The organism is Cytobacillus firmus, from assembly GCF_023657595.1.
Lineage (GTDB): Bacteria > Bacillota > Bacilli > Bacillales > Cytobacillaceae > Cytobacillus > Cytobacillus firmus_B.
Map to the genome: position 1 here is coordinate 3,797,084 of NZ_CP098323.1, position 26,447 is coordinate 3,823,530.

At 42.6% G+C, this 26,447-nt stretch carries 28 protein-coding genes; 5 read left to right on the top strand and 23 right to left on the bottom strand.

The window, feature by feature from the left end:
• Positions 1-36: 36 nt before the first annotated feature.
• Complete coding sequence (gene spoVB / locus NAF01_RS19265; RefSeq protein WP_197213321.1) at positions 37-1,602, top strand: stage V sporulation protein B; 1,566 nt, start codon at positions 37-39, stop codon at positions 1,600-1,602.
• A gap of 28 nt (positions 1,603-1,630) precedes the next feature.
• On the opposite strand, the gene NAF01_RS19270 is transcribed toward spoVB, so the two are convergent.
• Positions 1,631-2,281: a DUF421 domain-containing protein gene (locus NAF01_RS19270; protein ID WP_250800987.1), complete on the bottom strand. Its 651-nt coding sequence runs from the start codon at positions 2,279-2,281 to the stop codon at positions 1,631-1,633.
• Positions 2,282-2,479: 198 nt separating this feature from the next.
• Between NAF01_RS19270 and NAF01_RS19275 the strand changes: the two genes are divergently transcribed.
• The gene (locus NAF01_RS19275) at positions 2,480-2,866 is read left to right on the top strand and encodes a TIGR04086 family membrane protein (protein WP_082804448.1); all 387 of its coding nucleotides are present in this window, start codon (positions 2,480-2,482) and stop codon (positions 2,864-2,866) included.
• Positions 2,867-3,165: 299 nt separating this feature from the next.
• Here NAF01_RS19275 and yajC read toward each other — a convergent pair whose 3' ends face one another.
• The 13 genes from yajC to NAF01_RS19340 form a co-directional block, all read right to left on the bottom strand.
• Complete coding sequence (gene yajC, locus NAF01_RS19280; RefSeq protein WP_009333093.1) at positions 3,166-3,450, bottom strand: preprotein translocase subunit YajC; 285 nt, start codon at positions 3,448-3,450, stop codon at positions 3,166-3,168.
• 74 nt (positions 3,451-3,524) lie between these two features.
• The gene (gene tgt / locus NAF01_RS19285) at positions 3,525-4,664 is read right to left on the bottom strand and encodes a tRNA guanosine(34) transglycosylase Tgt (RefSeq protein WP_048011594.1); all 1,140 of its coding nucleotides are present in this window, start codon (positions 4,662-4,664) and stop codon (positions 3,525-3,527) included.
• A 60-nt stretch (positions 4,665-4,724) separates the two neighbouring features.
• Positions 4,725-5,753, bottom strand: a complete 1,029-nt coding sequence (gene queA / locus NAF01_RS19290; protein WP_250800988.1) for a tRNA preQ1(34) S-adenosylmethionine ribosyltransferase-isomerase QueA — start codon at positions 5,751-5,753, stop codon at positions 4,725-4,727.
• Positions 5,754-5,781: 28 nt separating this feature from the next.
• Positions 5,782-5,988: a DUF2905 domain-containing protein gene (locus tag NAF01_RS19295; protein WP_061791156.1), complete on the bottom strand. Its 207-nt coding sequence runs from the start codon at positions 5,986-5,988 to the stop codon at positions 5,782-5,784.
• Positions 5,985-6,986 carry a Holliday junction branch migration DNA helicase RuvB gene (ruvB, locus tag NAF01_RS19300; protein WP_061791157.1) on the bottom strand — a complete coding sequence of 334 codons (1,002 nt, stop codon included), beginning with the start codon at positions 6,984-6,986 and terminating at the stop codon, positions 5,985-5,987. The genes NAF01_RS19295 and ruvB overlap by 4 nt, the downstream gene beginning before the upstream one ends.
• Before the next feature lie 52 nt (positions 6,987-7,038).
• A complete protein-coding gene (ruvA, locus tag NAF01_RS19305) occupies positions 7,039-7,650 on the bottom strand; it encodes a Holliday junction branch migration protein RuvA (protein ID WP_159345301.1) in 612 nt (203 codons plus the stop codon).
• Between the two features lie 94 nt (positions 7,651-7,744).
• Positions 7,745-8,110: a monovalent cation/H(+) antiporter subunit G gene (gene mnhG / locus NAF01_RS19310; protein WP_115596783.1), complete on the bottom strand. Its 366-nt coding sequence runs from the start codon at positions 8,108-8,110 to the stop codon at positions 7,745-7,747.
• A complete protein-coding gene (locus NAF01_RS19315; protein ID WP_061791159.1) occupies positions 8,088-8,372 on the bottom strand; it encodes a Na(+)/H(+) antiporter subunit F1 in 285 nt (94 codons plus the stop codon). Before NAF01_RS19315 ends, mnhG begins: the two co-directional genes overlap by 23 nt.
• Positions 8,369-8,848, bottom strand: coding sequence for a Na+/H+ antiporter subunit E (locus NAF01_RS19320; RefSeq protein WP_159345302.1), 480 nt, complete (start codon positions 8,846-8,848; stop codon positions 8,369-8,371). The genes NAF01_RS19315 and NAF01_RS19320 overlap by 4 nt, the downstream gene beginning before the upstream one ends.
• A gap of 41 nt (positions 8,849-8,889) precedes the next feature.
• Entirely contained in the window at positions 8,890-10,380 is a 1,491-nt protein-coding gene (locus NAF01_RS19325) for a Na+/H+ antiporter subunit D (protein ID WP_250802500.1), read from the bottom strand.
• Entirely contained in the window at positions 10,373-10,711 is a 339-nt protein-coding gene (locus NAF01_RS19330) for a Na(+)/H(+) antiporter subunit C (RefSeq protein WP_048011602.1), read from the bottom strand. The genes NAF01_RS19325 and NAF01_RS19330 overlap by 8 nt, the downstream gene beginning before the upstream one ends.
• A gap of 2 nt (positions 10,712-10,713) precedes the next feature.
• Positions 10,714-11,139 (bottom strand): Na(+)/H(+) antiporter subunit B, encoded by a 426-nt coding sequence (locus NAF01_RS19335; RefSeq protein ID WP_250800989.1) that lies wholly within the window; start codon positions 11,137-11,139, stop codon positions 10,714-10,716.
• On the bottom strand, positions 11,123-13,540 hold the full coding sequence (locus NAF01_RS19340; RefSeq protein WP_250800990.1) for a Na+/H+ antiporter subunit A: 2,418 nt from the start codon (positions 13,538-13,540) through the stop codon (positions 11,123-11,125). Before NAF01_RS19340 ends, NAF01_RS19335 begins: the two co-directional genes overlap by 17 nt.
• Positions 13,541-13,769: 229 nt before the next feature.
• On the opposite strand from NAF01_RS19340, the gene NAF01_RS19345 reads away from it, so the two are divergent.
• Complete coding sequence (locus NAF01_RS19345) at positions 13,770-14,456, top strand: universal stress protein (protein WP_250800991.1); 687 nt, start codon at positions 13,770-13,772, stop codon at positions 14,454-14,456.
• Between the two features lie 56 nt (positions 14,457-14,512).
• Here NAF01_RS19345 and NAF01_RS19350 read toward each other — a convergent pair whose 3' ends face one another.
• The 8 genes from NAF01_RS19350 to nadB all read right to left on the bottom strand — a co-directional run bounded on the left by NAF01_RS19350 (position 14,513) and on the right by nadB (position 23,612).
• Positions 14,513-15,097 (bottom strand): tyrosine-type recombinase/integrase, encoded by a 585-nt coding sequence (locus tag NAF01_RS19350; RefSeq protein ID WP_250800992.1) that lies wholly within the window; start codon positions 15,095-15,097, stop codon positions 14,513-14,515.
• Positions 15,098-15,236: 139 nt separating this feature from the next.
• The gene (locus tag NAF01_RS19355; RefSeq protein WP_250800993.1) at positions 15,237-15,785 is read right to left on the bottom strand and encodes an intercompartmental signaling factor BofC; all 549 of its coding nucleotides are present in this window, start codon (positions 15,783-15,785) and stop codon (positions 15,237-15,239) included.
• 161 nt (positions 15,786-15,946) lie between these two features.
• Entirely contained in the window at positions 15,947-16,690 is a 744-nt protein-coding gene (locus NAF01_RS19360) for a YhcN/YlaJ family sporulation lipoprotein (protein WP_250800994.1), read from the bottom strand.
• Positions 16,691-16,807: 117 nt separating this feature from the next.
• Positions 16,808-17,797 (bottom strand): phosphotransferase, encoded by a 990-nt coding sequence (locus NAF01_RS19365; protein ID WP_250800995.1) that lies wholly within the window; start codon positions 17,795-17,797, stop codon positions 16,808-16,810.
• Complete coding sequence (gene safA / locus NAF01_RS19370) at positions 17,781-19,661, bottom strand: SafA/ExsA family spore coat assembly protein (protein ID WP_250800996.1); 1,881 nt, start codon at positions 19,659-19,661, stop codon at positions 17,781-17,783. The genes NAF01_RS19365 and safA overlap by 17 nt, the downstream gene beginning before the upstream one ends.
• Before the next feature lie 429 nt (positions 19,662-20,090).
• Positions 20,091-21,197: a quinolinate synthase NadA gene (nadA, locus tag NAF01_RS19375; RefSeq protein ID WP_227888182.1), complete on the bottom strand. Its 1,107-nt coding sequence runs from the start codon at positions 21,195-21,197 to the stop codon at positions 20,091-20,093.
• A 26-nt stretch (positions 21,198-21,223) separates the two neighbouring features.
• Positions 21,224-22,060, bottom strand: coding sequence for a carboxylating nicotinate-nucleotide diphosphorylase (gene nadC, locus NAF01_RS19380; protein WP_250800997.1), 837 nt, complete (start codon positions 22,058-22,060; stop codon positions 21,224-21,226).
• The gene (gene nadB / locus NAF01_RS19385) at positions 22,029-23,612 is read right to left on the bottom strand and encodes an L-aspartate oxidase (RefSeq protein WP_250800998.1); all 1,584 of its coding nucleotides are present in this window, start codon (positions 23,610-23,612) and stop codon (positions 22,029-22,031) included. The genes nadC and nadB overlap by 32 nt, the downstream gene beginning before the upstream one ends.
• A 103-nt stretch (positions 23,613-23,715) precedes the next feature.
• On the opposite strand from nadB, the gene NAF01_RS19390 reads away from it, so the two are divergent.
• Together NAF01_RS19390 and NAF01_RS19395 are read left to right on the top strand one after the other, a co-directional pair.
• On the top strand, positions 23,716-24,897 hold the full coding sequence (locus tag NAF01_RS19390; RefSeq protein WP_227888179.1) for an IscS subfamily cysteine desulfurase: 1,182 nt from the start codon (positions 23,716-23,718) through the stop codon (positions 24,895-24,897).
• A 64-nt stretch (positions 24,898-24,961) separates the two neighbouring features.
• Positions 24,962-25,504: a transcription repressor NadR gene (locus tag NAF01_RS19395; RefSeq protein WP_222497656.1), complete on the top strand. Its 543-nt coding sequence runs from the start codon at positions 24,962-24,964 to the stop codon at positions 25,502-25,504.
• 50 nt (positions 25,505-25,554) lie between these two features.
• Here NAF01_RS19395 and pheA read toward each other — a convergent pair whose 3' ends face one another.
• On the bottom strand, positions 25,555-26,433 hold the full coding sequence (gene pheA / locus NAF01_RS19400; RefSeq protein ID WP_048010993.1) for a prephenate dehydratase: 879 nt from the start codon (positions 26,431-26,433) through the stop codon (positions 25,555-25,557).
• Between the last annotated feature and the right edge of the window lie 14 nt (positions 26,434-26,447).

Here is a 26,447-nt window from a genome sequence, read left to right on the forward strand (position 1 = left end):
TATGATATTACCCATTTTGAGAAGGCAGGGAGTTGAATGTCCAAATTTCTGAAAGGTACCATGATCCTGCTCGCTGCAGGGCTGGTGACCAGGGTCCTTGGCTTTATTAACAGAATTGTCATTGCCCGATTTATTGGAGAAGAAGGTGTTGGCCTATATATGATGGCCTTTCCCACCATGATTCTTGTCGTAACCATCACACAGCTTGGGCTGCCGGTTGCTATTTCTAAAAATGTAGCCGAGGCAGAGGCAAGAGGCGATACAGCAAAAATCAAGAAAATATTAATTGTTTCCTTAGCGACGACCATCTCGCTTTCCATTGTTTTCACTCCCGCTTTAATTTTGCTCGCACCATTATTATCAGAGACACTCTTTACTGATAACCGGACCCATTTGCCTTTGATGGCAATCGCTCCAATTGTGCCGATCATTGCAGTTTCCTCTGTCATTCGGGGTTATTTCCAGGGAAGGCAGAACATGAAGCCTGCTGCCTATTCCCAGATGATTGAGCAGGTAGTCCGAATCAGTCTGATCGCTTTAATGACTAAGGCATTCCTGCCATATGGAATTGAGTATGCGGCAGCGGGTGCCATGCTGGCAGCAGTTATCGGGGAGCTTGCATCATTGCTTTATTTGATGACCACATTTAAGCTTAAAAAGAAATTCAGAGTCAGGAAACAATTTTTTAAATATGTGTCTTCCGGAAAAAGTACATTTAACGAATTGATGACCGTTGCTCTCCCAACGACTGGGAGCAGAATGATCGGTTCTGTCGCCTGGTTTTTTGAACCGATTGTGGTAGCGCAGAGTCTGGCACTTGCAGGTGTGGCAGCAGCTGCGGCTACGAAGCAGTATGGTGCTCTTACGGGCTTTGCCATGCCTCTTCTGATGCTGCCATCGTTTATTACTTATTCTCTGTCAACCTCTCTTGTTCCGGCTATAAGCGAGGCAAATTCCCAAAATAATATGCTTCTGATCGAATACCGGCTTCAGCAGGCGCTTCGATTTGCATTTATTACCGGCGGCCTGGCAGTGGTGGTTCTTTACGTCCTTTCCGATCAGCTAATGGAAGTGATGTATGGCTCCTCAAGCGGTTCACATTTTATTAAACTGATGGCGCCCTTTTTCCTGTTTTATTATTATCAGGGACCTCTTCAGGCAACTTTACAGGCATTGAATCTTGCCCGTGCGGCCATGATCAACAGTTTGATTGGAGCTGTTGTAAAGACGGCCGTTATCTTTCTCCTTGCCAGCCAGCCTGCATTCGGGATAAACGGAGTTGCAATGGGGATTTTGACAGGCACAGTTCTGGTTACAATGCTTCACTTTGCAACCGTTCTGAAAGCTATTTCTTTTACTTTTTTCGTAAGGGATTATATAAAAACGATTATTGCAATGGGTATGTCAGGAGGCTTAGGGTTCTGGATGCTAAAAAACATCCTTGCCTCAGACATGAATACCGCCTTAAGGGTTATTTTGATATCCACAGTCATCACAATTGTCTATACCATCCTTTTATTAATCTTAAAGCTGATTAGAAAGAATGACTTAATTCGTATTCCGGGAATCGGCAAAATGATATCCAGGCTTGCATTTAAATAATAAACAAGGTCAGCTGAACTGTCCTTGTTTATTTTCTTTCATCAAGCAGGTCCACATAAAATTGGCCATTTTCATAACTGCAGAAAGAAATATTGGATATTTCTTTATACCCCTCTTTTCGAAGTTCCTGACGCAGCCAAAAGTCGCTTTTATTTATCGTTTCCAGATTCGTTTTCTGAATCGTTCCATCTATAATTAAAGGGATCGTTATCCCTCCCTCTTTACTGTCATTTCTTTCAAACACGGACAATGTACCTGAGGATTCAAGGATAGCAAATTCCACATCGGAGATTTTGGCAATATCTTTTTCTCTTAACTGTAGAAGCAGGTCATCAAAGTTATACCGCTGCTTCCTCATGGCATTTTCATCTATTTTTCCTTTATTAATAATTATGGTCGGTTTTCCATCAACTACGTCCCTGAATGTTTTGCTCTTCAGGGAGAATATGGCCAATACAATTTGTACAACCATCAAAAGGAGCATGGGGAACACATTTTTCAAAATATTTGAATCCGGAGTTTCAATAGCGACAACTGCAAGTTCAGCAATCATGATATAGACGACGAGGTCCAAGATGCTTAGTTCACCAATTTCCCTTTTGCCCATTAGTCTAAAGATGAGAAGAATGACTGCATATAGAAATAAGGTTCTTACAATGATGATTAGATATTCTTCCACTTCTACAGCACTCCTTTTGATGCAATCCTTTCTATTCTTCCGCATATTTGAACTTTTATGAGTATATGAGGTTTTTTCTTTGAACAATTTATATTCTATTTTTTCATTGTCTGAATATGCTTGTACTAAGGAAAAAGGCTGGCTTCCCCAAGGGTTGAAAGCTGTTCCTATTACTTATTAAGAAGGGAGAGGGTTCATATAGAAGAATCAAAGAACTTTGGCAGCGCTGTCCTTTACGGTATTATTGCGATTTTTGCCATTGCCGTTGCCGGCAGTCTCATTTTTTCACTGCTCCTGCGGTTTACATCTCTGCAGGAGTCATCCCTGCAGTATATTATTACTGCTGTTTCATTCATTTCTCTTTTTGCAGGCGGGTTCATTTCCGGAGGCAAAGGCAAGCAAAAAGGCTGGCTGCTCGGAGGCCTAACCGGCCTTATTTATTCAATCGTCATTTTTCTTTTTCAATATTTAGGACATGACAGTTTATTTAATATGGAGCAAATGATTTACCACACCTGTTTCACACTTACGGCCATGATGGGCGGTATATTGGGAGTGAATCTTAACACCAAAAGAACCGCATAAAGTGAAACTTCAATCAGTGGGGGTTTTCCTTATCCCCCACTGATTGTTAGTCGCGTTCTAGTGTCGCTAAGATCTCCGCTAGCGCTTCGATCAATCGACACTACGAACCCGATTGTTCAACTAAGCCTCTGCCTGCGCGTCGGCAAGTTTCACTGTATCTCACCAATCGGGCCTTTACGGGCAGTTTGACCCCCGCTTATCCTCCTTGGATTCCTCTGAGTCTTGAAGTGGGGGTCTTACTGCCCGTTAGACTGCGATAAAAAAGAAGGTCCTGCAGCTCAGGACCTTCTTTTTTGATATTAAGATTTTGCTAATGCATCGCCAGTTGCCTGCGTTACTTCGCGGATCGCTGCACGATCGTATGTAAGACGGCTTCCGTCACCACATTTAATAACCACTTTGTCTTCGTCGATGGCATCAACGAATCCATGAAGGCCGCCGATTGTAACAACCTTATCTCCCTTTTTCAAATCACTCTGCATTTGCTGAACTGCCTTTTGGCGTTTCTGCTGCGGACGAATTAACAGGAAATAGAATAAAACAAACATCAGCAATAATGGTCCTAATGTTCCTAAAAGCTCCATTGTTTTCCCCCCTTTCAAAGAACGGCCCGATTTAAGGAAAAGCTGCTCCTTAAATGAACTCTCAATTTTTATTATTAAAAGTTCTTCGCGTTAGGCTTATTGAATCCATACCTTTCGAAAAACTCTTCTCTAAAGTCACCCAGACGATCTTCCCTAATTGCCTGTCTTACCTGCTCCATTAATTTTAGCAGAAAATAAAGATTATGGTAAGTTGTAAGCCTGATTCCGAATGTTTCATCACAGCGGATCAAATGCCTGATGTAAGCGCGGCTGTAATTTCGGCATGTGTAGCAATCGCAATTCTCATCTATAGGGCCGAAATCTCTTGCAAATTTTGCATTTTTAACAACCAGCCGGCCATTACTTGTCATCAATGTTCCGTTCCTCGCAATCCTGGTAGGAAGAACACAGTCGAACATATCGATTCCTCTGATCGAACCATCAATCAAAGAATCCGGGGATCCCACTCCCATAAGGTATCTTGGCTTATCAGACGGCATTAGCGGTGTTGTGAATTCAAGCACACGGTTCATAACATCCTTAGGCTCGCCTACCGATAATCCGCCCACAGCATACCCCGGGAAATCAAGAGATGTTAAGTCTCTCGCGCTCTGTTTGCGCAGCTCCTCATATTCTCCGCCCTGTATAATACCAAAAAGTCCCTGGTCATTCGGGCGCTTGTGAGCTTTTAAGCAGCGCTCAGCCCATCGGGAAGTCCGCTCTACTGACTTCTTCATATACTCAAAAGAAGCTGGATAAGGCGGGCACTCATCAAATGCCATCATAATATCAGATCCAAGCGAATTTTGGATATCCATTGCTTTTTCAGGAGATAAAAACAGCTTGTCACCATTCAAGTGGTTCCTGAAATGAACGCCTTCTTCTTCAATTTTGCGAAATTCACTCAGGCTGAACACCTGAAATCCGCCGGAATCTGTCAGAATGGCCCGGTCCCAATTCATAAACTTATGCAGGCCGCCTGCTTCTTCCACGATTTCCTGACCCGGCCGAAGCCAGAGATGATAAGTATTGCTCAGAATGATGCCTGCTCCCATTTCCACCAATTCTTCCGGGGACATGGTTTTTACTGTAGCGAGTGTTCCTACGGGCATAAACACAGGGGTTTCAAAAGAACCATGCGGCGTATGGACCCGTCCCAGACGGGCACCTGTTTGCTTACATGTTTTAATTAATTCATAACGAATTGCAGTCAAGTTGCAGTTCTCCTTCCATTTAAAAGCACATTAGTCCTGCCTGGAAAAGGCAGAATAATATTACAAAATGAGCATAGCATCTCCAAAGCTGAAGAACCGGTACCGCTCCTCAACTGCCTGATTATAGGCATTCAGAACGTTCTCACGGCCTGCCAGTGCACTAACAAGCATAATTAAAGTTGATTTAGGCAGGTGGAAATTCGTAATCATGCCATCAATCGCTTTAAAATCATAGCCTGGATAAATGAAAATATCAGTCCAGCCGCTTGCTTCCTCAAAACGGCCATTATGCGCAGAAGCAATGGTTTCTAAAGTCCTCGTGGAAGTAGTCCCCACACTGATGATTCTTCCTCCCTGCTCACGCACTTCATTTAATAGCCGTGCAGTTCCTTCAGTTACCTGGTAAAATTCAGCATGCATTTCATGCTCATTTATATCATCTACACTAACAGGCCTGAAAGTTCCAAGACCAACGTGCAGAGTAATAAAAGCAATATGCACACCCATTTCTTTTATTTCTTCAAGAAGCTGTTCAGTAAAATGAAGGCCTGCTGTCGGAGCTGCAGCTGAACCGCGTTCACGGGCAAACACAGTCTGATAACGGTCTCGATCATCAAGCTGCTCTTTAATATAAGGAGGCAAAGGCATTTCTCCCAATTGCTCAAGGACCTCATAGAATATTCCGTCGTATCGGAACTCAAGTACCCTGCCGCCATGATCTGAAGTTCCAGTGCAGACAGCAGTCAATTTGCCGTCTCCAAAAGTTATCTCAGTTCCTTCTTTTACTCTTTTGGCTGGTTTGACAAGTGTTTCCCAGGAATCCCCTTCAATCTGTTTGAGAAGAAGCACCTCTATTTTTGCACCAGTGCCTGTCTTTTCTCCAAACAGCCTCGCAGGAAGGACCTTTGTGTCATTTAATACAAGGCAATCTCCTGCCTTAAGATAATTCTTAATATCTTTAAAAACACTATGCTGAATATCCCCGGTTTTTTTATCAAGGACCATTAGCCTGCTGCTTGTCCGATCAGCCAAAGGCGTTTGTGCAATTAATTCTTCAGGCAAATGAAAATCAAACCAATCTACTTTCATGATGTCACCCTTCTGTTATTCAAATAGACTACCGGAACCTGCCAATAAAATAAAAGATGGCAGATAGGATAATACTCAGCAATATCGATGTAACGACTGGAAAATAAAAGGTCGTATTGCCTTTTTTAATCACTAAATCTCCAGGCAGCTTGCCAATATTAATAAACTGGCTTATAAATCCTATGGCAAAAATGATGGCACCTATGACCATCAGCCATTTTGATATCCCGCTCAATCAGCAGGCACCTCCATTTGAAAATGTCGATACACCAGGTCCGTTACAATTCTTCCTCTTGGTGTCCGCTGAAGAAACCCGATCTGCAATAGATAAGGTTCATAAACATCTTCAATCGTATGCGCTTCTTCCCCAATGGTCGCAGCAATCGTTTCAAGACCAACAGGTCCGCCCCGGAATTTTTCTATTATCCCTCTTAATAATTTATGGTCAATATGATCAAGGCCTAAACGGTCAACCTGCAAAAGCTCCAGGGCTTCCTTGGCAAGTGTTTCATCAATTTGGCCATCCGCTTTGACCTGTGCAAAGTCCCTGACTCTCCGGAGGAGCCTGTTTGCAATTCTGGGCGTGCCTCTTGATCTTCTGGCCACTTCAATCGCTGCTTTTTGATCTATACCTGTATCCAGCACGTCAGCTGTACGGACAACAATATTAGTCAGCTGCTGTTCTGAGTAATATTCAAGCCTGCTGAGCACGCCAAAGCGGTCTCTTAACGGAGCCGATAAAGACCCGGCCCTTGTAGTCGCGCCAACCAGAGTAAAAGGAGGCAAATCAAGCCTTACTGATCTGGCACTTGGCCCTTTTCCGATAACAATATCAAGGCAGAAGTCTTCCATTGCCGGATAAAGAACTTCCTCTATAGACCGAGGCAAGCGATGAATTTCATCAATAAACAGGACGTCACCCGGTTCCAATGCAGTCAGGATCGCCGCCAGATCACCTGGCCTTTCAATTGCAGGGCCTGCAGTTGTTCTGATATTAACGCCCATTTCATTGGCAATAATAGCAGCCAGTGTCGTTTTCCCCAAACCCGGCGGCCCATATAGAAGGACATGATCTAAGGTCTCCTTGCGTATTCTGGCAGCTTTGATAAAGATCTCGAGGTTCTCCTTTACTTTATCCTGACCAATATACTGCTTTAGTGTCTGCGGGCGCAGACTCTGTTCAAATGAAAAATCCTGAAGATCAGCTTCACCGGATATTATCCGCTCTTCCATACTTAATCACCTTCTTAATTCGGCATAAAACGCAACGGCCTTCATCAATAAATTATAATTTTAAAAGCTTTTGCAGAGCCTTCTTTATGTATTGGTCCGTTGTAAGCTTTTCCTTTTTCAGTTCCGGCGTAATCTTTTTTAGTTCCTTATCTGAATAGCCCAGAGCTTTTAATGCAAGCAAGGCTTCTTCCAAATCTCCCGCATGCCCGCTCTCCGACTGTATTCTATCCGCTGAAAACAGATTCGGGAAGAAGTCAGGGACAATATCCGGTAGCTTCCCTTTAAGATCAAGAATCATTTGCCTGGCTGTTTTCTTTCCGACTCCAGGAAACTTAACAAGGAATGCTTCATCTTCATTTTCAATTGCCTGCACCACCTGTTCGGGTTCACCTGATGCAAGAATTGCAAGTGCTCCCTTCGGCCCAATGCCGGTAACATTAAGCAGCCTGGTAAACAGAGTTTTCTCCTCACGGGTCTGAAAACCATACAATGCCATGATATCTTCCCGTACATAATGATACGTGAATATCCTGACTTCCTGCCCAAACTCCGGGGTATAGCTAAATGGATTAGGCGTTAATATCTGATAGCCAATTCCATTGTTTTCAATCACTACATATTCAGGTCCGATAAAATCGAGCCTGCCTCTTACAAATTCAAACAATGCCTTTCTACCCCCTAATTCAACTGTACCTCATTGTACCATAAACTATTTTGACAAGAAGTAAAAAATGCTGCAGACACTCTTTTGAAGTGATCTATGCATCCTCTTGTTCTTTCCTTAAAGCACCCTTCAAATCATCCTGGACACTAGTACTGCTCAATTCTACACTTGAGCGATAAGCAGCGCGGCAAATTGCATGTGCGGAAACGGGGGCAGTCAGGAATACAAAAAATATGCCAAGCAGTAATCGAATACTGAAGTAATTATCTGCAAACAGGAAAAACAGGAATGCTCCAAACAATGTAAACATTACACCCAGAGTGGAGCTTTTTGAGGCAGCATGAGACCGGGTATACACATCCGGAAGCCGAATAATTCCGATTGCACTTAAAAAACTGAAAATGGTGCCTGTCAATATCAGTATGGCTGCTACCAGTTCACTTGTGACGTCTGCGTTCAATGACAACACCTCTTTCCATAAATCGAGCAAAGGCAATTGTTCCAATAAAGGAAAGAATGCCAATTAATAAAATGACTTCCATAAAGGCATGTGTTTTTAGTAATACCGATAAAATAGCTACCGCTGAAATTAAATTTATCCCTAAAATATCCAAAGCCTGTACCCTGTCTGGTATCGTGGGTCCTATGACCAGCCGGAAGATTGTTGCCATCATTGAAAGCGCCAGAAATCCCAATGAAAGCATTAAAATAATTTCTATCATTTGCGGGTCACCTTCTTTATCGCCTTTTCAAACCGATCCTTTGATACTATGACAGATTCACTTGATTCCGGAATATCCATGGCATGAATGTAGAACACTTTATTATCGTGGGATACCTCCACAACAACAGAACCGGGAGTCAGTGAAAGCAGCAAAGCAAGCAGAGTTACTTCAAGCTCTCCTTCAAGCTCAGTTTCTATTGTGAAAATCCCGGGAGTGATATTAATTCTTGGCCTTATTACCTGCCGGATTACAAGTATGCTCGAAGTGAACAATTCCCAAATAAATACAAAAAACAATTTAAGGATGGCTAAGAGTGATCTCAAATATAAAGGGGCTTTAAAGAACTTCTCTAAAACGATCAAAACAATTATCCCCACCAGATAACCGCTGAAAAAGGATAATACGCTCCAGTCATCTTGAAGAAACATCCATAAAAAAGCTATAAATAGATTGATTAATACTTGAATGGGCAAAATGATAACCCCTTTCGAAGAAAATCTGTTTATTCCAGGTATTACGGCGCAGTCTCGCCACCAAAAACAGCTTGAATATAAATCTCCGGATTCATTAAGGTTTGAACTGCCAGCTGGGTATATGCAGAGATTCCTTCAGCCCCCAAGCCCAGCAATATTGTCAGCAGGCTGAGACAGGCTATCGGGAACATCACCCCTTTAGTGGTACCTGACTCCATTTCCTCACTTAAAAACGTTTCTCCCCAAAAACAATTCATAAAAATTTTAATAACGGAGTAGAGGGCCATCAGACTTGTTAACAGACCTATTGCGCCAAGCCAGAAATAGCCGGCTTCGAAAGTGCCTTGCGTTATAAATACTTTGCCAAGGAAACCGCTTAATGGAGGTATTCCTGCCAGGGACAGAGCAGCAATAAAGAACATCCATCCAAGATATGGGTGATTGCGAATGAGACCGCTCATATCTTTTAGTTTCCCTGTGCCTGTAAGACTGATGATTGTCCCGCCTAATAAGAATATAAGCGCCTTAACGATTATGTCATGAATCATATAGTATACAGAGCCGGTTAATCCCTCGATTGAGAAAGAGGCCAGCCCAGCAATGATAAAACCAACGCCTATAATGACGTTATAAGCAAGTATGTTCTTAATATCCCAATGTGCAACAGCTCCAATCGCACCAAGGATCATGGTTGCCGCTCCCAAAATGCCGATTAGGAGATGTGTAACTTTTGGCTCGTGGTAGAAAACCAGGGTAAACAAACGAAATATCGCATAGATGCCAACCTTTGTTAATAGCGCGGCAAAAACCGCAGCCACAGCCGCTGGTGGGGCACTATATGAGCCTGGGAGCCAAAAGAATAGAAAGAGTGCAGCTTTGAGGCTGAATATGACCAGCAATAATATAGATATAATGGTCAATAGCCCGCTCTGGCCTGTCTCTGCAACCCTCACTGAAAGATGGGCAAAGTTTAAAGTTCCTGTAATAGCATAAATATAGGCGATTGCCACGAGGAAAAGAAATGATGAAATAATATTGGTAAGTACATATTTAATAGACTCCCGGAGCTGCACCTTAGTGCCCCCCAATGAAATCAATACGTATGAAGAAATGAGCATCACTTCAAAACAGACAAACAGGTTAAATAAGTCCCCAGTAATAAAAGAGCCATTTACTCCGGTAATCAGAAATAAAAATAAAGGATAAAAATAATGGCTCTCCCTTTCTTCTCCTATTGATCTGAAGGCATAAAGCAAGCAGCAGACAGCTACAATACTTGTTATTAAAAGCAGCATGGAAGAAAACATATCAGCGACCATGCTTACCCCAAACGGGGGCTTCCAGCCGCCTAAATGCAGGGTCTGAATCCCGGTGTTTTTATTTTCGCCCATTAACATGACCGCAATGATTCCTGATGCTGATAATGCAATGAGGCTTAAGATTTTATGAAGTTTTATATTCCTCCTAAAAATCACCATGACCATTCCTGTAATCAGAGGGATGATTATGGGCAAAATAATTAAGTTATTCATCATGATTACCTCTCATTTGATCCGTATCGTCTGTGCCCAGCACTTTATATGCACGATAGCTCAACACTAAGAAAAGGGCAGTTGTTGCAAAATTAATAACAATCGCAGTTAATATAAGTGCCTGCGGCAGCGCATCGGTAAATGGAAGGTCCTGCAGACCCAATAATGGAGGACCTCCCGTCTTTAAACCGCCCATAGTGAGAATAAGCAGATGGACCCCATGACTGATAATGGACGTTCCCAAGATGATTCTAAGCAAACTCTTGGTTAAGATTAAATAGGTTCCTATAGCAAAAAACAGACCGACAAGCAGTGACATTAAAGTTTCCATTCTTAGTGATCATCACCTATACTCAGAATTATGGACATCGATGTCCCAATAACTGCCAGCGCAACCCCGACATCGAAGAGAACTGCAGTAGCCAGTTCAGTCTTTCCGAAAACCGGAATGTCGAAATAATCAAATGCCTGTGTTAAAAATGGCGCCCCAAAAACAATGCCTCCTACCCCTGTAAAAACAGCAATTAAAACTCCAATGGCTGTAAGCACTTTAAAATCAACGGGTATGTTTTGACGGACTGTTTCAATATCGAAAGCCAGTAACAGAAGCGTCAGAGCAGCTGAAAACCCTAAACCTCCGATGAATCCTCCGCCAGGGTTATGATGTCCTGAGAAGAATAGGTTAATCGAAAAGGTAAGTATGATAACTACTGCAACCTTTATAACAGCATGCAAAATGATATCATTTGGTTCTTTCACTTCTATCCCTCCCCGATATTCTCAGTTTCACAAGTGTGTACACTCCTAAGGAAGCAATGCCAAGAACAAATATTTCAAGCATTGTATCAATCCCCCGGAAGTCTACAAGTATGGCGTTAACAATGTTTCTTGCCCCGGCAAGTTCATATGAATTTTCATAATAATAGGCGATAGGCTCGAATAACCTTGTCCCATTAGCTGATAGTGCTAGAATTGCCACTATCGCCCCAACACCAAGAGAAATCACTAAATTTGTCATTCTGAATTTCACTCTGACTGCTTCCCTCCGTAATTCGGGCAAATGGTAAAAACATAAAAGGAAAAGGGCAGTTGTTACTGTCTCAACCACCAGCTGTGTTAAAGCTAAATCCGGTGCGCGGAAAATGACAAAGAAAAGTGAAACCAGGTATCCAAGAGCACCAACTGCTACTATAGCCGTCAGCCTTGATTTGGAAAATAGAACGGTTAAGGCCGCTGTTAACATACTAATGATTAACACACCTTCATATATGCTGACAGGTCCATTATTGCTGGCATCAAAGGCTGCTCCATCCAAGAACAATATACAACCGCCAACAATAATGATTAGAAAAGTGAAGATATAAACAAAATAATCACGTATAAAACCTGTCATATAACTCTTTGTTAGAGAAAGGGACATGTCTTCCATTTTGCCGAGCCCTTGATTATAGAAGTTATTGAAGGTCATGCTATACGGATAGGTCGAATAAATGCCAATCCACTTTTTTAGATATAGATATAGAAGTGCTCCTGCTGCGACGACCCCCATGGTCATAAATAATTCAGTATTCCAGCCATGCCAGGCACTGATCTTGATCTCAATTTCCCCAGGCTGAGAATAGGCAGGCAAAACGGCTCCCATTGCAGGCTTAAGAATGTATTTAGAAAGTACATTAGGGAAAAAGAAAATAATAATAACCAGGGAAGATAAAATAACCGGAGGCACTAACATTCCAACTGGTGCTTCGTGAGCTGCTTTTTCCAGCTTTTTCGGCTTGTATTTCCCGGTAAAGGTCTTGAAAATCAGGATCATACAATAGATAAAAGTAAACACACTTGCTGCCCAGGCGATAACAGGGAAAATTACCCCTAAGGATTCCATGCTGAATATAGACATATCAGAAGCATTCAACACAGCGGTAAAGAACATTTCTTTACTTAGAAATCCATTAAATGGAGGAAGGCCAGCCATTGAAAAGCCGCCAATTATAGCCAGGGTAAAAGAAATTGGCATGAGGTGCATCAAACCGCCAAGTCTTCTAATATCCCTTGTTCCGGTTTCATGGTCAATGATCCCCACAACCATAAACAAACTTCCCTTAAACGTAGAGTGATTGATTAAATGAAAGATTGCAGCGAGGACGGCTACTGCGTACATTGAAGCTTCATCACCTGTACCGTAATACAGGGAAGCTGACCCCATGCCAAGCAGACTCATAATCAGCCCGAGCTGGCTGATGGTTGAGTAGGCTAATAAAGCCTTTAAGTCTGTTTGTTTTACCGCGTTAAGAGAACCATACAGTAATGTTACAAGCCCGGCACTGGTTACGAGCCAAAACCACTCTGCAGAACCTCCAAAAATCGGCGTCATACGCGCTACTAGGTATATTCCCGCTTTTACCATTGTCGCTGAGTGCAGGTAAGCACTAATTGGCGTTGGAGCTTCCATTGCATCTGGAAGCCAAATGCTGAATGGGAATTGTGCGGATTTTGTGAACGCCCCAAGAAGAAGGAGAATCATTGCAGGCAAAAATAAGGAATGATCATATATTGAGTCAGTTTGGTGGATTATTTCACGAATGCTATATGTTTCTGTCATCATTGACAGCATGATAAATCCGGCAAGCATGGCAAGTCCGCCAAAAATCGTAATATTCATTGATTTCTGTGCCCCATACCGCGATTTTTCCCTTTGATACCAATAAGCAATTAATAAGAAAGATGAGATGCTTGTCAATTCCCAATAAACATATAAAACAAGAATGTTATCAGAGAAAACCAAGCCAAGCATGGCTCCCATAAATAACAGCAAATAAACATAAAAATTATGCAGTGATTCTTTCAGCTTTGACATGTAATAAATGGAATACAGAACAACCAATGAGCCGATTCCTGTAATAACCAAGCCAAAAACTAAGCTTAATCCATCAATATATGTTGTGTAATTTATTCCATAAGATGGTATCCAGGGCACAGAAATAAAAATCGTTTCACCCTTTGAAATAACTGGAATATACCTTAGTAAATACAGAAAGATAACTGAAGGCACACTAAGCACAAACCAGCCCGTATGTATACGTGGTGTAAACACTCTATAAATCAACGGAACAATTATTGCAAATAAAAATGGAATTAAAACCATTATGTGCAGCCAAGACAAATTGGTCCCCTCCCTTTCTTATGAATTCCAGGTCACTCTGCTGCTTTAGAATTTCAGGGTATTTTAATTGGTCTCTTAGAGTATGCTCCCATATTCATAAAACCATTACCTCAGAGATTGATTAAATTTCTTGAATGACATTGACTGTTCAAGTTGCATAAGCTATAGTCATACATAGTTTAATTTATGAACACTACTATTTTTCACATCTATTCGAGGTGAGTTTACAGTGAAGAAACTAAAAGGACGAATGGACGAAAGCATTCTTGTTTGCGTTTATTACGGCCCAAATGGTGAAAAGTTAATTCGCCGCGGATGCCAAATAGCAAGTATGCTAGATTGTCCTTTATATATTTTGACCATTGATCCAAAACCTTTTGATGAAATGGATGCGGAGAAATCCCATTACATCACGAGATGGAAACAATTAGCCGAACACTTTAGTGCTGATGCTTTCATTTTGAAGGATAATGATAAGCGGCCAGTATCCAAAGTAATCACCGAAGTGGCAAGGGAAAAAGGAATTACACAAATAATTCTTGGCCAAACAGCTCAAAGCCGCTGGGAACAAATTGCCAAAGGGTCCATCATCAATACACTTCTTCGTGAAATTCCATTTGTGGATCTTCATATCATTTCTGTGTCCCGCTACCTGAAAGATCAGGAGGGCCAATTTGAAAAAGGCGTCCGAGCATACCTCGTTAAGGATGGCAGCAACTATCGTGTGACATTTAAACATACGAAGGATGCTGAATATGAAGGAATCTTCTTTAAAGATCAGGGTACTGACTTTAATAATGGGGTTTTTAAATTTATGAAAGACCAGAAGACACTACAAGTCATCGTGACAGAAGACATAATATCTGACTTAACTAATGTTGATTTAGATGATTCCTTGAATGATGATGATGAATAATGAATAATTCCTCCTCTGCTGAAATGCGGAGGAGTTTTTTTATGCTTTCAATAAGACTAAAGATTAACATCCACCTTAATTAATTGCTTTTGGCCTCTCTCAATTCCTAAATAACGCAATGTTTCAGCTGATGAATGGTGATTATATATGGACATAATGATCGATATGGCAATCCCTTTTCTGTAAGCATGATAACCAAAGGTTTTACGGAGTGTGTGTGTACCGATTTTTCCCTCTATTCCCGCTTCCTTTGCAGCACTATTTATGATCCGGTAAGCCTGCTGGCGAGTTATTGGCTGATTATTCTTCTTGGATTTAAAAAGAAAATCGCACTCAGTAAAATCATGCTGGGAAAAATATTTTTTTAATTCTTTTTTCACACTGTTATTTAAATAATACGCTTTCTGTTCATTGCTATTTTTAGATTCGGCACAATTGTTTAAATCATCAATATATATAAATTCCTTTATTTCTTTCCCATCTGAAACATCGCTGATTCTCAAAGAAAGCAGGTCACTGACTCTAATGCCTGTATTTATTCCCAATACAAATAGCAATAAGTCCCGCTGTGATTGTCTCTTTAAAATCTCTTTAATTTTATAAATACTTTTGATGTCCTTGATAGGATCAACATATTCCACTAGATTCCCTCCTGCATCTAATGTTACTTAATTATATGCTATCAGAAACTAAGTAACATTACAAACAATTCATTTGTATTTTTGTCCACAACAGAAACATGCAAGAGAAGTACATTCCCTTGCATGTTTCACCGCTTTTTCAATTCGCCTGCTTTTCACCGGCAGAATAGCTTTTAAAGGTTTCCAGAACTTTCACATATCGATCTTTTGAAACAATAGGTATTCCTTTTTTTAATTCTTCACATTTTGCACTTTCTAATTTTCCTAAGTCGATTTGAAAGAATGACTGAATAATATTCGTATTTTGCGGCTTTCCATTGAAGATGGTAAGTGTTCCGTCCTCCGTTACACCGAAATACCCATTTGCTTTTAATAACGGTGAAATATCATCCACTTTCCTGCGGAATACCATATAATCTATATCCATATCAACAAGCTGCCATTGATCATATTTAGCCCAGAAATCTTCAAGAGTCCATATGGTTTCCTCTATTGTTTCCTGGCTCACTTCCCCATCCAGATACTCCCTTTCCAAAATGACCTCCATCTTAAGCGGACCTTCAATTCGTTCCTCTGCTGCCTTAGCATATATAGATGTGCTGTTAGATAGAAAATTGAATGCATCCGGATGGAAGAAGAGATAAAAGGAAGCAGCTCCTGCTATTAGCAAGCACCATATGGTTCTCATGATCGATCACCTCGATTAAATAGTAACTTCTTCACTATCTGCCTGAGCCTGTTTTTCCCAGATCTTTATGATTAGTGTGGCCAAAATTTTCATGTTTATCCTGAAATAATTTTATATGTGGAAAGGGGCAAAGCATAGCTGCTTTCCCCCTTGCTAATTCGTTATTTTTCCCTGCGGAATAAGTTTTTCAAATCCCAATCAATTTGCTCTCTTGGGCCTCCATCACGAAGGTTGTTATCAATGTTTCTTAAACGGCTGAATGTTCCTTCGTCTGTTACCACCTTTGCAGATCTTCCCCGCAAATATGGCTCAACAGCTTCATGAATCGCTTCTTTCGTTTGTTCTTCCTTATCGTAATCAGTCAGATCTACAGCAATCAAAACATTGCTGCCATACGTAACAGATCTGACGTCTTCAACATTCGGAACAGATGCTGCAACGTCGCCGATTTTTTCAGCAAGCTCACCTTCATAAGCCTGATAATAGGAATTTTTAGCTTGTCGCGTATTATCATCGAGATGCCCGTGATAATTTGCATCACTATGGCTAAAACGATTATCTTTCATGAAAAAGCTGCGATCTCTGTCCGCAATAGGAATAGTAGGGTTTCCGGTATTTTCGTTCCGGACTCTTCTGGCATTATTGTTTACTTGGTTATGGCGATTGTTTTCCCCCTCGCCTCCAAGCGTATGATAGATCATTTCTGTCAGAGGCCCATCATTATCGGTACCATCTTCCACCCGGGCATTGCCGCCGCGGTTTCCGTGATTCTCATTCGAGTAATATCCCATGGGCTGACCAATTTCATTGTTCCGTTCAACACCTGCATCTTCGTTCGTTCCGCATCCTGTCATTCCCATTGATAAAATAGCAGCCATCGGCACTGCAAGCAGTTTCTTGTGCAAGCGAAAAACCCCCCTCGCTAATATTACAAGCCCTGAGCATTTCTGCTCTTATTTAGCTTGTGAGCGAAGAGGGGCTTTCATTCTGTCCATTTACGTCCAATTTTTTAATGGGCATTATTAGTTTTTGTCATTGGCAGCATATTTAAGAGCTTTAATAAAACGCTGTCTTTCAGCAAACTGGCCTACAGTTAAGTCCAGAACAGGACGAATTTTCACAGAATCAAGATATGATCTATCCCTTATTACACGATTCCATTCCCTGAATATATCAGTAGGAAATGCCAAGGCATGAAGAAAACCCTTTTCTTCAAGATTGGATTTTAAGGTGGGGTATTTTCTCAAATCTTCAAAGGACCAATTCATATAAGGAAGGATGCGATTTGCATACTGCAGATAATCAGAATGAGGAGACCCTATTGCTACCAGGTCAAAATCGAGCAAATATAAAGATTGATCTTTTGCTCTGAGAAAATTATGATGTGCTACATCACCGTGCAGAATTACCTGCTTCCCTGACTGAAATAGCCAGGCTTCGTCTTCCATGCCTTTTAAGGACCAATCTGCCCAGGCTAATAGCTCATTAATAATTTCTTTTTGGACAAAATACCTTACTACAGGGAGATTATTAAGGAAAAGGGTTGCTCTTTCTCTCCACTTATCCGCCTGCCTATATGCCGGTACAACCGTTTGATAGCGGCTGACGAGCTTCTCTGTAGTATCGTGGAATTTCTTCAGCAGCTCCAGCCCTTCTAAACGATCTGTCTTCAGGTAATAAGTAAAAACTTCTTTCGAAGGCGGTAAATACTCCAAGCAGCCGTAATAAGTCCTGTCAAAAAACAAAGGCGGTTCCTTGGCAACTTCGTAAAAAATATATGTTTTTGAAAATCCTTCCTTCATTAATGAAGAGGTGAATGCTTCCTGTAGCTTTAGACGGTGATAGGATGAAAACCCTTTAAGTATAAAGGATCTTTCCTGTGTCCTCAGTAAATAAACCTTCTTTCTGATTGGCTTTAATTCTTCAATTTTAAATGGCAGCTGATCCTGCAAATAGGAGAGGAGACGATTTTGAACTAAATCGTCTCCTCCATTATTAACCGTCGTATTCACTGCTTTCGTCTATGTTTCTTGGCATTCCGAAAGCCGCTCCGTCCATTGGGCCAAAACCCTGACCGAAACCAGGTCCCGGGCCATAGCCGAATCCCGGACCATACCCCTGCCCTGGACCAAATCCTGGTCCAGGTCCGAAGCCTCCAGGAGCAAATTGCGGTCCTCCACAGCCGCAATCATTGGAAGCTCCCATCACCGAGCCAGGCATCAATGGCTTTTGAGACATGCCTGGGGATTCTTCCATTCCCTGCACCTGTGGCATCTGATGCGGCATTTGCATTCCCATGTCTTCTGCCCCCATCACACCCGGTGGCATTTGGTGCGGCATCTGCGGCATCATTGCTCCCTGCACCTGCGGCATTTGGTGCGGCATCTGCGGCATCATTGCTCCCTGCACCTGCGGCATTTGGTGCGGCATCTGCGGCATCATTGCTCCCTGTACCTGCGGCATCTGGTGCGGCATCTGCGGCATCATCGCTCCCTGTACCTGCGGCATTTGGTGAGGCATCTGCGGCATCATTGCTCCCTGCACCTGTGGCATCTGGTGCGGCATCTGCGGCATCATCGCTCCCTGTACCTGCGGCATTTGATGCGGCATCTGCTGTCCCATATCTTCTGCGCCCATCACACCTGATGGCATTTGAGCCATTGGCATAAACGGCGAAGATTCATCATAATCCGGACTTTCCACTCCGGCCATCATACCCATATGAGGCATTTGATGCTCTGGCATCATCGCTCCCTGTACCTGTGGCATTTGATGCGGCATTTGCGGCATCATTGCTCCCTGTACCTGTGGCATCTGGTGCGGCATCTGCGGCATCATTGCTCCCTGTACCTGTGGCATTTGGTGCGGCATCTGCGGCATCATCGCTCCCTGTACCTGTGGCATCTGATGCGGCATCTGCGGCATCATCGCTCCCTGCACCTGTGGCATCTGGTGCGGCATCTGCGGCATCATCGCTCCCTGTACCTGTGGCATCTGATGCGGCATCTGCGGCATCATCGCTCCCTGCACCTGTGGCATCTGGTGCGGCATCTGCGGCATCATCGCTCCCTGCACTTGAGGGAATGGCATTTGCGGGTAACATGGATTATAAGGAAACATCGGCTGATATTGACCTCCTTGATGTGTATAAAGAGATGATTCGCTTTCCGGCGATTCAGGGCTTTCTTGATTTGAAGACGGCTTTACCTGCGGAAGGATATTAACTGGTTTAGGCGGAAGCTGAGGCTGCGGCTTAGATTCTGAAATTGGCAATGGCTTTTGCTGTGGTTTTGTTTCTGCAGGCTTCACTGGTTTTTCCTTTGCTTTAACTTCTTTCACAGGCAGAGGTTTCTGCTGCTGCGGCTTAACCTCTTTTGCCGGCAGCGGCTTTTGCTGCGGTGCCGGCTGCTGAATATTCATCATGTAATAATTATTTATATCAATTTCCGGCATAATAGGTGTTGGCATTTTGGGCTTATAAGGTTTTTTTGGAACTTCCTTCGGGGCCTCTGCTTTTGGTGCAGTCTTAGGCACTTCTTTCGGAATTTCAACCTTCGGTGCCGTTACTTTTGGCATTTCCTTTTTTGGTGCTTCAGCTTTCGGCATGGTAATAGGTTTCTCTTTGGCAAAAGGCTGTTCTGCTTTTGGCATTTCCTTTTTGGCACCCAAATTTATTTTTGCTTCCGGTTTTCCTCCAATAGGAGCTTCTTTTTTTATAGAGCCTCCACTTGCGGGAACTTTTATTTTCATACCGGGCATAATCATATCAGGGTTGCTGAGCTGTGTATTCATCTTTTTCAGCTCTTCAAAATTCACGCCGTACTTTTTGGCAATCTTCCAAAGAGTATCCCCTTTCTGTACGATATGGATTTTCACTCTGAATTCCCTCCTATGCTTAAGGTGATGCTTCCATCTGTGATGGCTGGGCTTAGGTCCACATGATGTGGGTGGTCACACAGAATTTGCCGCAGGTGCGGCTTTCTCAGTCTGTGCCCTAATCAGCATTTACGGGCATTTCATCCATTTATGTGAAAGGTGCAGATTAGTGCCCGTTAATCTCGATGAGTCCATATAGTGTATGAAGGATTGGGCAAATTGCTAACAATCTACACAAAAAGATATGCTTTTTTTCCGGGAATTATGATTCATCGTTTCATTCATATACCAATCACAGCAATTGGCAGTAAGGCAATAAAAAAAATCCTCCTGGATTGGAGAATTTTTTTTAGGCTTAGCTTCCGCGAAGTATATTTTACCCTGCGAGCTATTTTTCAATTTTAACAGCCTGAAAACCTTTTGCCACATTTATGGACGTTCAAGCATCCTGTCAAGTGCCAGTTTGGCATATGCCGCAGTTGGCTCTTCAACCTGAATCAGATTTTGGCTTTCACCCTCCCCGATTGCTTCAAGAGACCAAACCAGGTGCGGCAAATCGATTCGGTTCATGGTCAGGCAAGGACACATATGCGGGTTAAGTGAAATAATTTTCTTATCCCGATGCTGTGCGATAATCCTTTTAACTAAATTCATCTCTGTACCGATTGCCCAGGAAGATCCAGGCTCTGAGTGTTCAATTGCTTCGATAATGTAATTGGTTGACCCTGCCATATCGGAAAGCTCCACCACTTCTCTCCTGCATTCGGGATGGACAATGATTTTCATATCGGGATATTGTTCGCGAACTTCTTGTACATTTTCTATAGTAAAGTTTTCATGAACAGAACAATGCCCTTTCCAAAGAATCACTTTTATGTCCTCCAGCTGCCCTTCATATTCCAGCTGATCTGTAATAGGGTTCCATACAGCCATTTCTTCAAGAGCTATACCCAGGTTATATGCTGTATTTCTTCCAAGATGCTGATCAGGCAGAAAAAGAACTCTCTGCTTCTGCTTAAAGGCCCAGCCAACCATCTTTTCAGCATTCGAAGAAGTAACTGTAGCTCCCCCGTAACGGCCAACAAAAGCCTTTATTGCCGCAGTAGAGTTTACATATGTTAAAGGAAGCATAGTATCGCCAAACAAATTCTGCAGCTTCGTCCAGGCTCTTTCTGTTTGGCTGATATCAGCCATATCAGCCATGGAACAGCCTGCACGCATATCAGGCAAAATCACCTTTTGATGTGGAGATGTTAATATATCCGCCGTTTCAGCCATAAAGTGCACTCCACAAAATATAATATATTCCGCCTCGGTATTCTCCTGTGAAAGCTGGGCAAGCTTGAGTGAATCACCTGTAGCGTCCGCAAATTGGATGACCTCATCCTTCTGATAATGATGACCCGGAATGAACAGCTTATTCCCAAAACTATTTTTTATTTCCCTTGCCCGATCCTCCAATTCCTTTACAGTCATCATCCGATATTTTTCCGGTAGGATATTTGCTTGTTTTTCTGCTGTCTGAAAAATATTCATTTGCCCCAAACCCCTTTGTCAACAATTTATTCCACAATAACCTTCACGCTTATATCAAGTGATTTCACAGAATGGGTAAGAAAGCCGAGGGAAATGAAATCAACTCCTGTATCGCTGTAAGCCTGCAGGTTATCGAGGGTTATTCCTCCGGAGGCTTCAGTCACTATCCCATTCGGCACGCTTCTGATCCACTCTTTTATCTCTTCCGGACTCCTGTTGTCGAACATAATTACATCTGCACCTGCCTCAACTGCTTCCAGGACTTGTTCTTTTGTTTCCGTTTCGACTTCGACTTTTACCATATGCCCAATTTTTGACCGCACTTCTTCCACAGCTTTCGCAATTGAGCCGGCAAAAGAAATATGGTTGTCTTTGATCATGACTGCATCATAGAGGCCATATCGATGATTAAATCCCCCTCCGGCCCTGACTGCATATTTTTCAAGCATTCTCAGGCCTGGAGTAGTTTTTCTTGTATCACAGATCTTTGTATGTGAACTGTCCAGAACCCGGACAGCCTCATTTGTTTTTGTTGCTATTCCGCTCATTCTTTGGAGCAGATTCAAAATAACTCTTTCTCCTTTTAATAAATCCGATACTGGCCCTGCGGCTTCAGCAAGGATTTGACCTTTCTCTATCCATTCTCCGTCCCTTACTTTCATATTGACTTCAGCCGCCGGGTTCAGCACCTTAAATCCTGATCTGACTATTTCTTCACCGCAAAAAATCCCATTGTCTTTTGCAAGAAAAATGACCTTTCCTATCTGGCCCTCTCCAAAAATAAGTTCACTTGTCAGGTCGCGGTCACCAATGTCCTCGAGAAAATATTGTTCAAGTTGCAATCGCAGCTTTAATTTGTTCATTTTCACCATTCCTTTCAGCTTTTCGGCAGTGAATAATCCTTTTTCCAAGCCATTCCGGGCTTTCGAAAGGATAATCCTGCCGGAAATGACCACCCCGGCTCTCTGTTCGCCTTAATGCAGAATCTGTGATCAGATAGGCTGCAATCAGCATAAAAGCCCGTGTTATTTCCTCTTTTGAAAAATGTTCAAGATCTGCTTTTATCCATTCTTCAATTTTGCAGCCTTCAAGCCAGGCCATCTGAGCGAAAAGCCCTTCCTTTGTTTTGATAATCCCGGCATTTTTCATCATGTTCACTTTAATTTCTTCAATGGAAGGCAAATCTTCTTTAAATGGCCGCCTTAGTTCAGGGTTATGACTTTGCTTTTCTTCAGCAGGTTCACTATAAGGCAGTCCATTAAGCCAATCCGCTAGCCGCTTGCCGCAATACAGCCCTTCCAGCAGGGAATTGCTTGCAAGCCGGTTAGCACCATGTATGCCTGTGCAGGCAGCTTCACCAATCGCATACAGTCCAGGAATGCTGGTGCGGCCCAATAAATCAGTTTTTATTCCTCCCATTAAAAAATGACTTCCGGGAGAAACAGGGATTTTCCCAAGACCTAAATCTACGCCGTTTTCTTCACATATTTTTGTTATGGTCGGAAATCGGGATTTAAAGTTTTCAATTGAAGAGATATCCAGGAACACGGTTTTCCCCTTCTCCAGTGAATGATAAATGGCCTGTGACACTATATGTCTAGGCGCTAAATCACCCTGTGGGTGAAGACCTCCCATTACAGGGCTCCCGTCTTCTGTAATAAGACGCCCGCCCTCTCCCCTTACAGCTTCAGAGATCAGCCCCAGTGCTTTGCCGTCTTTATAGAGAAGTGTGGGGTGAAATTGGATGAACTCCATATCTGCAATCTCTGCCCCGGCCCTGTATGCTAAGGCAATCCCATCTCCAGTTACAGTGACGGCATTGGAGGTATATTCATACAGCTGGCCGCAGCCTCCCGTAGCGAGCACAACATGAGAGGAAAAGAATCGATGAATGGCACCAGCAGAATCTTTTCCTTTTAGCCCTATACACCTGCCGTCTTTTTCATTTATGAGCAATTGGAATACAAGAATATCTTCTAAGAAACGAACGTTGGGATTTTGCTTTAACAGCATAAAATCGATGACTGTTTTTCCTGTGCTGTCTCCTCCCCCATGAACAATTCTATTTTCTGAATGAGCCCCTTCCCTTCCTAACGCAATGGATCCTTCAGAATCCATATCAAACAGGCATCCCTCCTGATTCAGCTCTTTTATAAGGGTTGGCGCCTCACTGGTCAAGGACAGCACTGCATCAGAATCATTATGGAACCTTCCTGCTTCGAGTGTATCCATGTAGTGCTTTGATGGGTGATCATTTTTTCCCAGGGCAGCAGCAATACCGCCCTGCGCCATATATGAGTTTCCATTTTTTATACTCGACTTTGTGAGAATAATCACATTTAAGTCCTGGCGCAGCTTCTTTGCCAACTGCAGAGCGGCTACCCCGCTTCCAATAATTAAAACGTCGGCATTCATTATTTTTTACCTCCTGTTTTTACAGGTGTCTTGACACCTATATTTACACAGATTTAGAATTATGACAAGAGGTTTTCATAGTTTAAGAGGAACTTCCGACTTTTTGAACGATTTAATTAGAAAGCGAAAGCAGGTGAGGTACATTAAATATTTCGATTACGCAGCATCTTGTCCGCTTGACAAGGAAGCCGCAGATGCCTATATAAAAGCCTCAACTGAATACTTTGGCAATTCCCGCAGCCTTCATGATACCGGGAGCGCAGCAGAAGGGCTTCTTGAAAATTGCAGGATGGAATTGGCAGGCATTTTAAGCGTTAAGAGTGAAGGAATCTATTTTACCAGCGGAGGTACGGAAAGCAATTTTCTTGCAATAGATGCGTTGCTGTCTGCTTCTGAAAAATCAGGAAAACATATCATAACGGGAATCGCTGAACATTCATCCATTCATAGTATTTTAGAGAAATTACGCCTTGAGAAAGGGTATGAAATTACAAAAATTCCTTTTGGTGCAGATGGCCGAATAGACCTGAAAAAATTAAGTTCCGCCTTCAGGGATGATACCGTCTTAGTTACCATACAGCATGGCAATTCTGAAATCGGCACATTGCAGCCTCTCCTTGAGATCAGCGAGCTTTGCAGGGAAAGGCAAATATTGCTGCATAGTGATTGTGTCCATACGTTTGGCAAATCAGATTTAAAAGAAGTCGCCCGCTTTGCTGATAGCCTGTCCTTTTCTGCACATAAATTTTATGGGCCAAAAGGGATCGGAGGGATTTACTTAAAACCAGGCATGCGGTGGAGCTCCTTTTTACCAGGAGTTTCACATGAAAAGGGATTCAGGCCAGGCACCGTAAATCTTCCGGGGGTTGTTGGGATGACAGTGGCTGCACAGAAAGCTTATGTAAATTTAAGCAAGCATAACAGCCATTTCCAAATGCTGCGAGAAGTACTGCTAAAGGAACTTGAAGCTGCACAGGAGAAATTCGTAATATACGATTTTACAGGCTCTTACCAGCTTCCTTCTACATTGGGACTTCGGCTAAAAGGGGTGGAAGGACAATACATCATGCTCGAATGCAATAGGCTCGGATTTGCCATATCTACAGGAAGTGCATGCAGCACAGGCCTGCAAACTGTTTCTAAAACGATGGAGGCACTGGGAGTTGCAGATAAAAAAGGCAAAGAATTTATCAGGATTTCTTTCGGATGGAATACATCTGCAGCGGATGCAAAGGCATTGGGGGAAAAGCTGGCTATCATGGCCAGGGAACTTGTACCTCTCTAATTTTTTCTTCTGCCGTTTCCTTATGTTAAAATGAGACATTATCGGATTATAAGGGTGAGAAAATATGAATGAACAAAAAAAGGTGCTCGGAGAAGAGCGGAGGACCTTTCTGCTTGAGCTGCTGAAAGAAAGCGGACAGCCCATTACAGGAGGCGACCTTGCAGCAAAAACAAATGTAAGCAGACAGGTAATTGTTGGGGATATCACCCTTCTAAAAGCAAGAAAAGAGCCAATCATTGCCACGAGCCAGGGTTATATGTATCTTCATCAGGCTTCTCCTGCATCAGCAGCCGAGCGGGTCATTGCCTGTCATCATGACCCTGGGAGGACTGAAGAGGAATTGAATCTGCTTGTCGATCATGGAGTTACTGTAAAAGATGTAAGAATTGAACATCCCGTCTATGGTGACTTAACTGCATCGGTTATGGTATCCACCCGCCAGGAAGTGAAGCAATTTATGAATAAAATTACTTCTACAAAGGCTTCTTTCTTATCAGAATTAACAGACGGCATCCACCTCCATACTCTGTCCGCAGCCTCCGAACGGAAACTCGATGAAGCTGAGAAATTATTAAAAGAAGCTGGATTTCTTATTAACCTGGAATAGCTTTATATACAAAAAGGACCCGGATATGTATTTGCCGGATCCTTTTTGTTTTATTCCTGCAGAACTCTGCTGTTCTTATTCCGAAGCTGAAAATACGGATAGCTGCCCAAAACCTTAACACTGCAGCCCAATGCCTCCAATTCAGCAGCTGCACCAGGGATTAGGATGTCATCCAGTTTCATATCCACGTCAATGATAAAGAAATAATTCCCTAATCCTGTTTTCATCGGTCTTGATTCAATCTTGGTCAAGTTGAGCTTCCTCCAGGCAAATGCCGAAAGTACCTGATGAAGAGCCCCTGACCTGTCAGCCGGCAGCGTCACCATAACAGTCGTCTTGTGCCCTGCAAATTCCTTGCGGTCATCGCTGATTGACAATTCTTTATTGGCTAAAACAATGAACTTTGTATGGTTATAATCAAAATCATGGATATCTTCTCTAACGATCGCCAACCCATATACTTCCGCAGCTAATTCATTAGCTATGGCGCCTGCCCGCATGTCTGGATTTTCCTTTACAAATTGAGCTGCGGCTGCTGTGGAAGTAGTGCTTTCACAAGGGATCCCTTTCAGCTCTTTATGCAGAAATTTATGGCATTGTGCAATAGCATGGGAATGACTATAAACCACATCTGTTTTATCCCACTCCTTAACATGAGCTGGATGAACCATAAAATGCTGGCGAATAGGAGCTGTCAGTTCGCCGATAATCGGAAAATCCACTTCATGGATTAAATAGTCCAATGTAATGTTCACTGAGCCTTCCAATGCGTTTTCAAGAGGAACTACCGCCAGCTCTATTTCATTCTCATTTAAAGCATCAAAACAGGCAGGTATCGTTGGGTAGGCAACGGCTGTCTCATTAGGGAACAAGCTCCTGGCTGCAATATCTGTAAAAGTGGCTTTAGGTCCTAAAAATCCTAACTTCACGGTAATTACCTCCT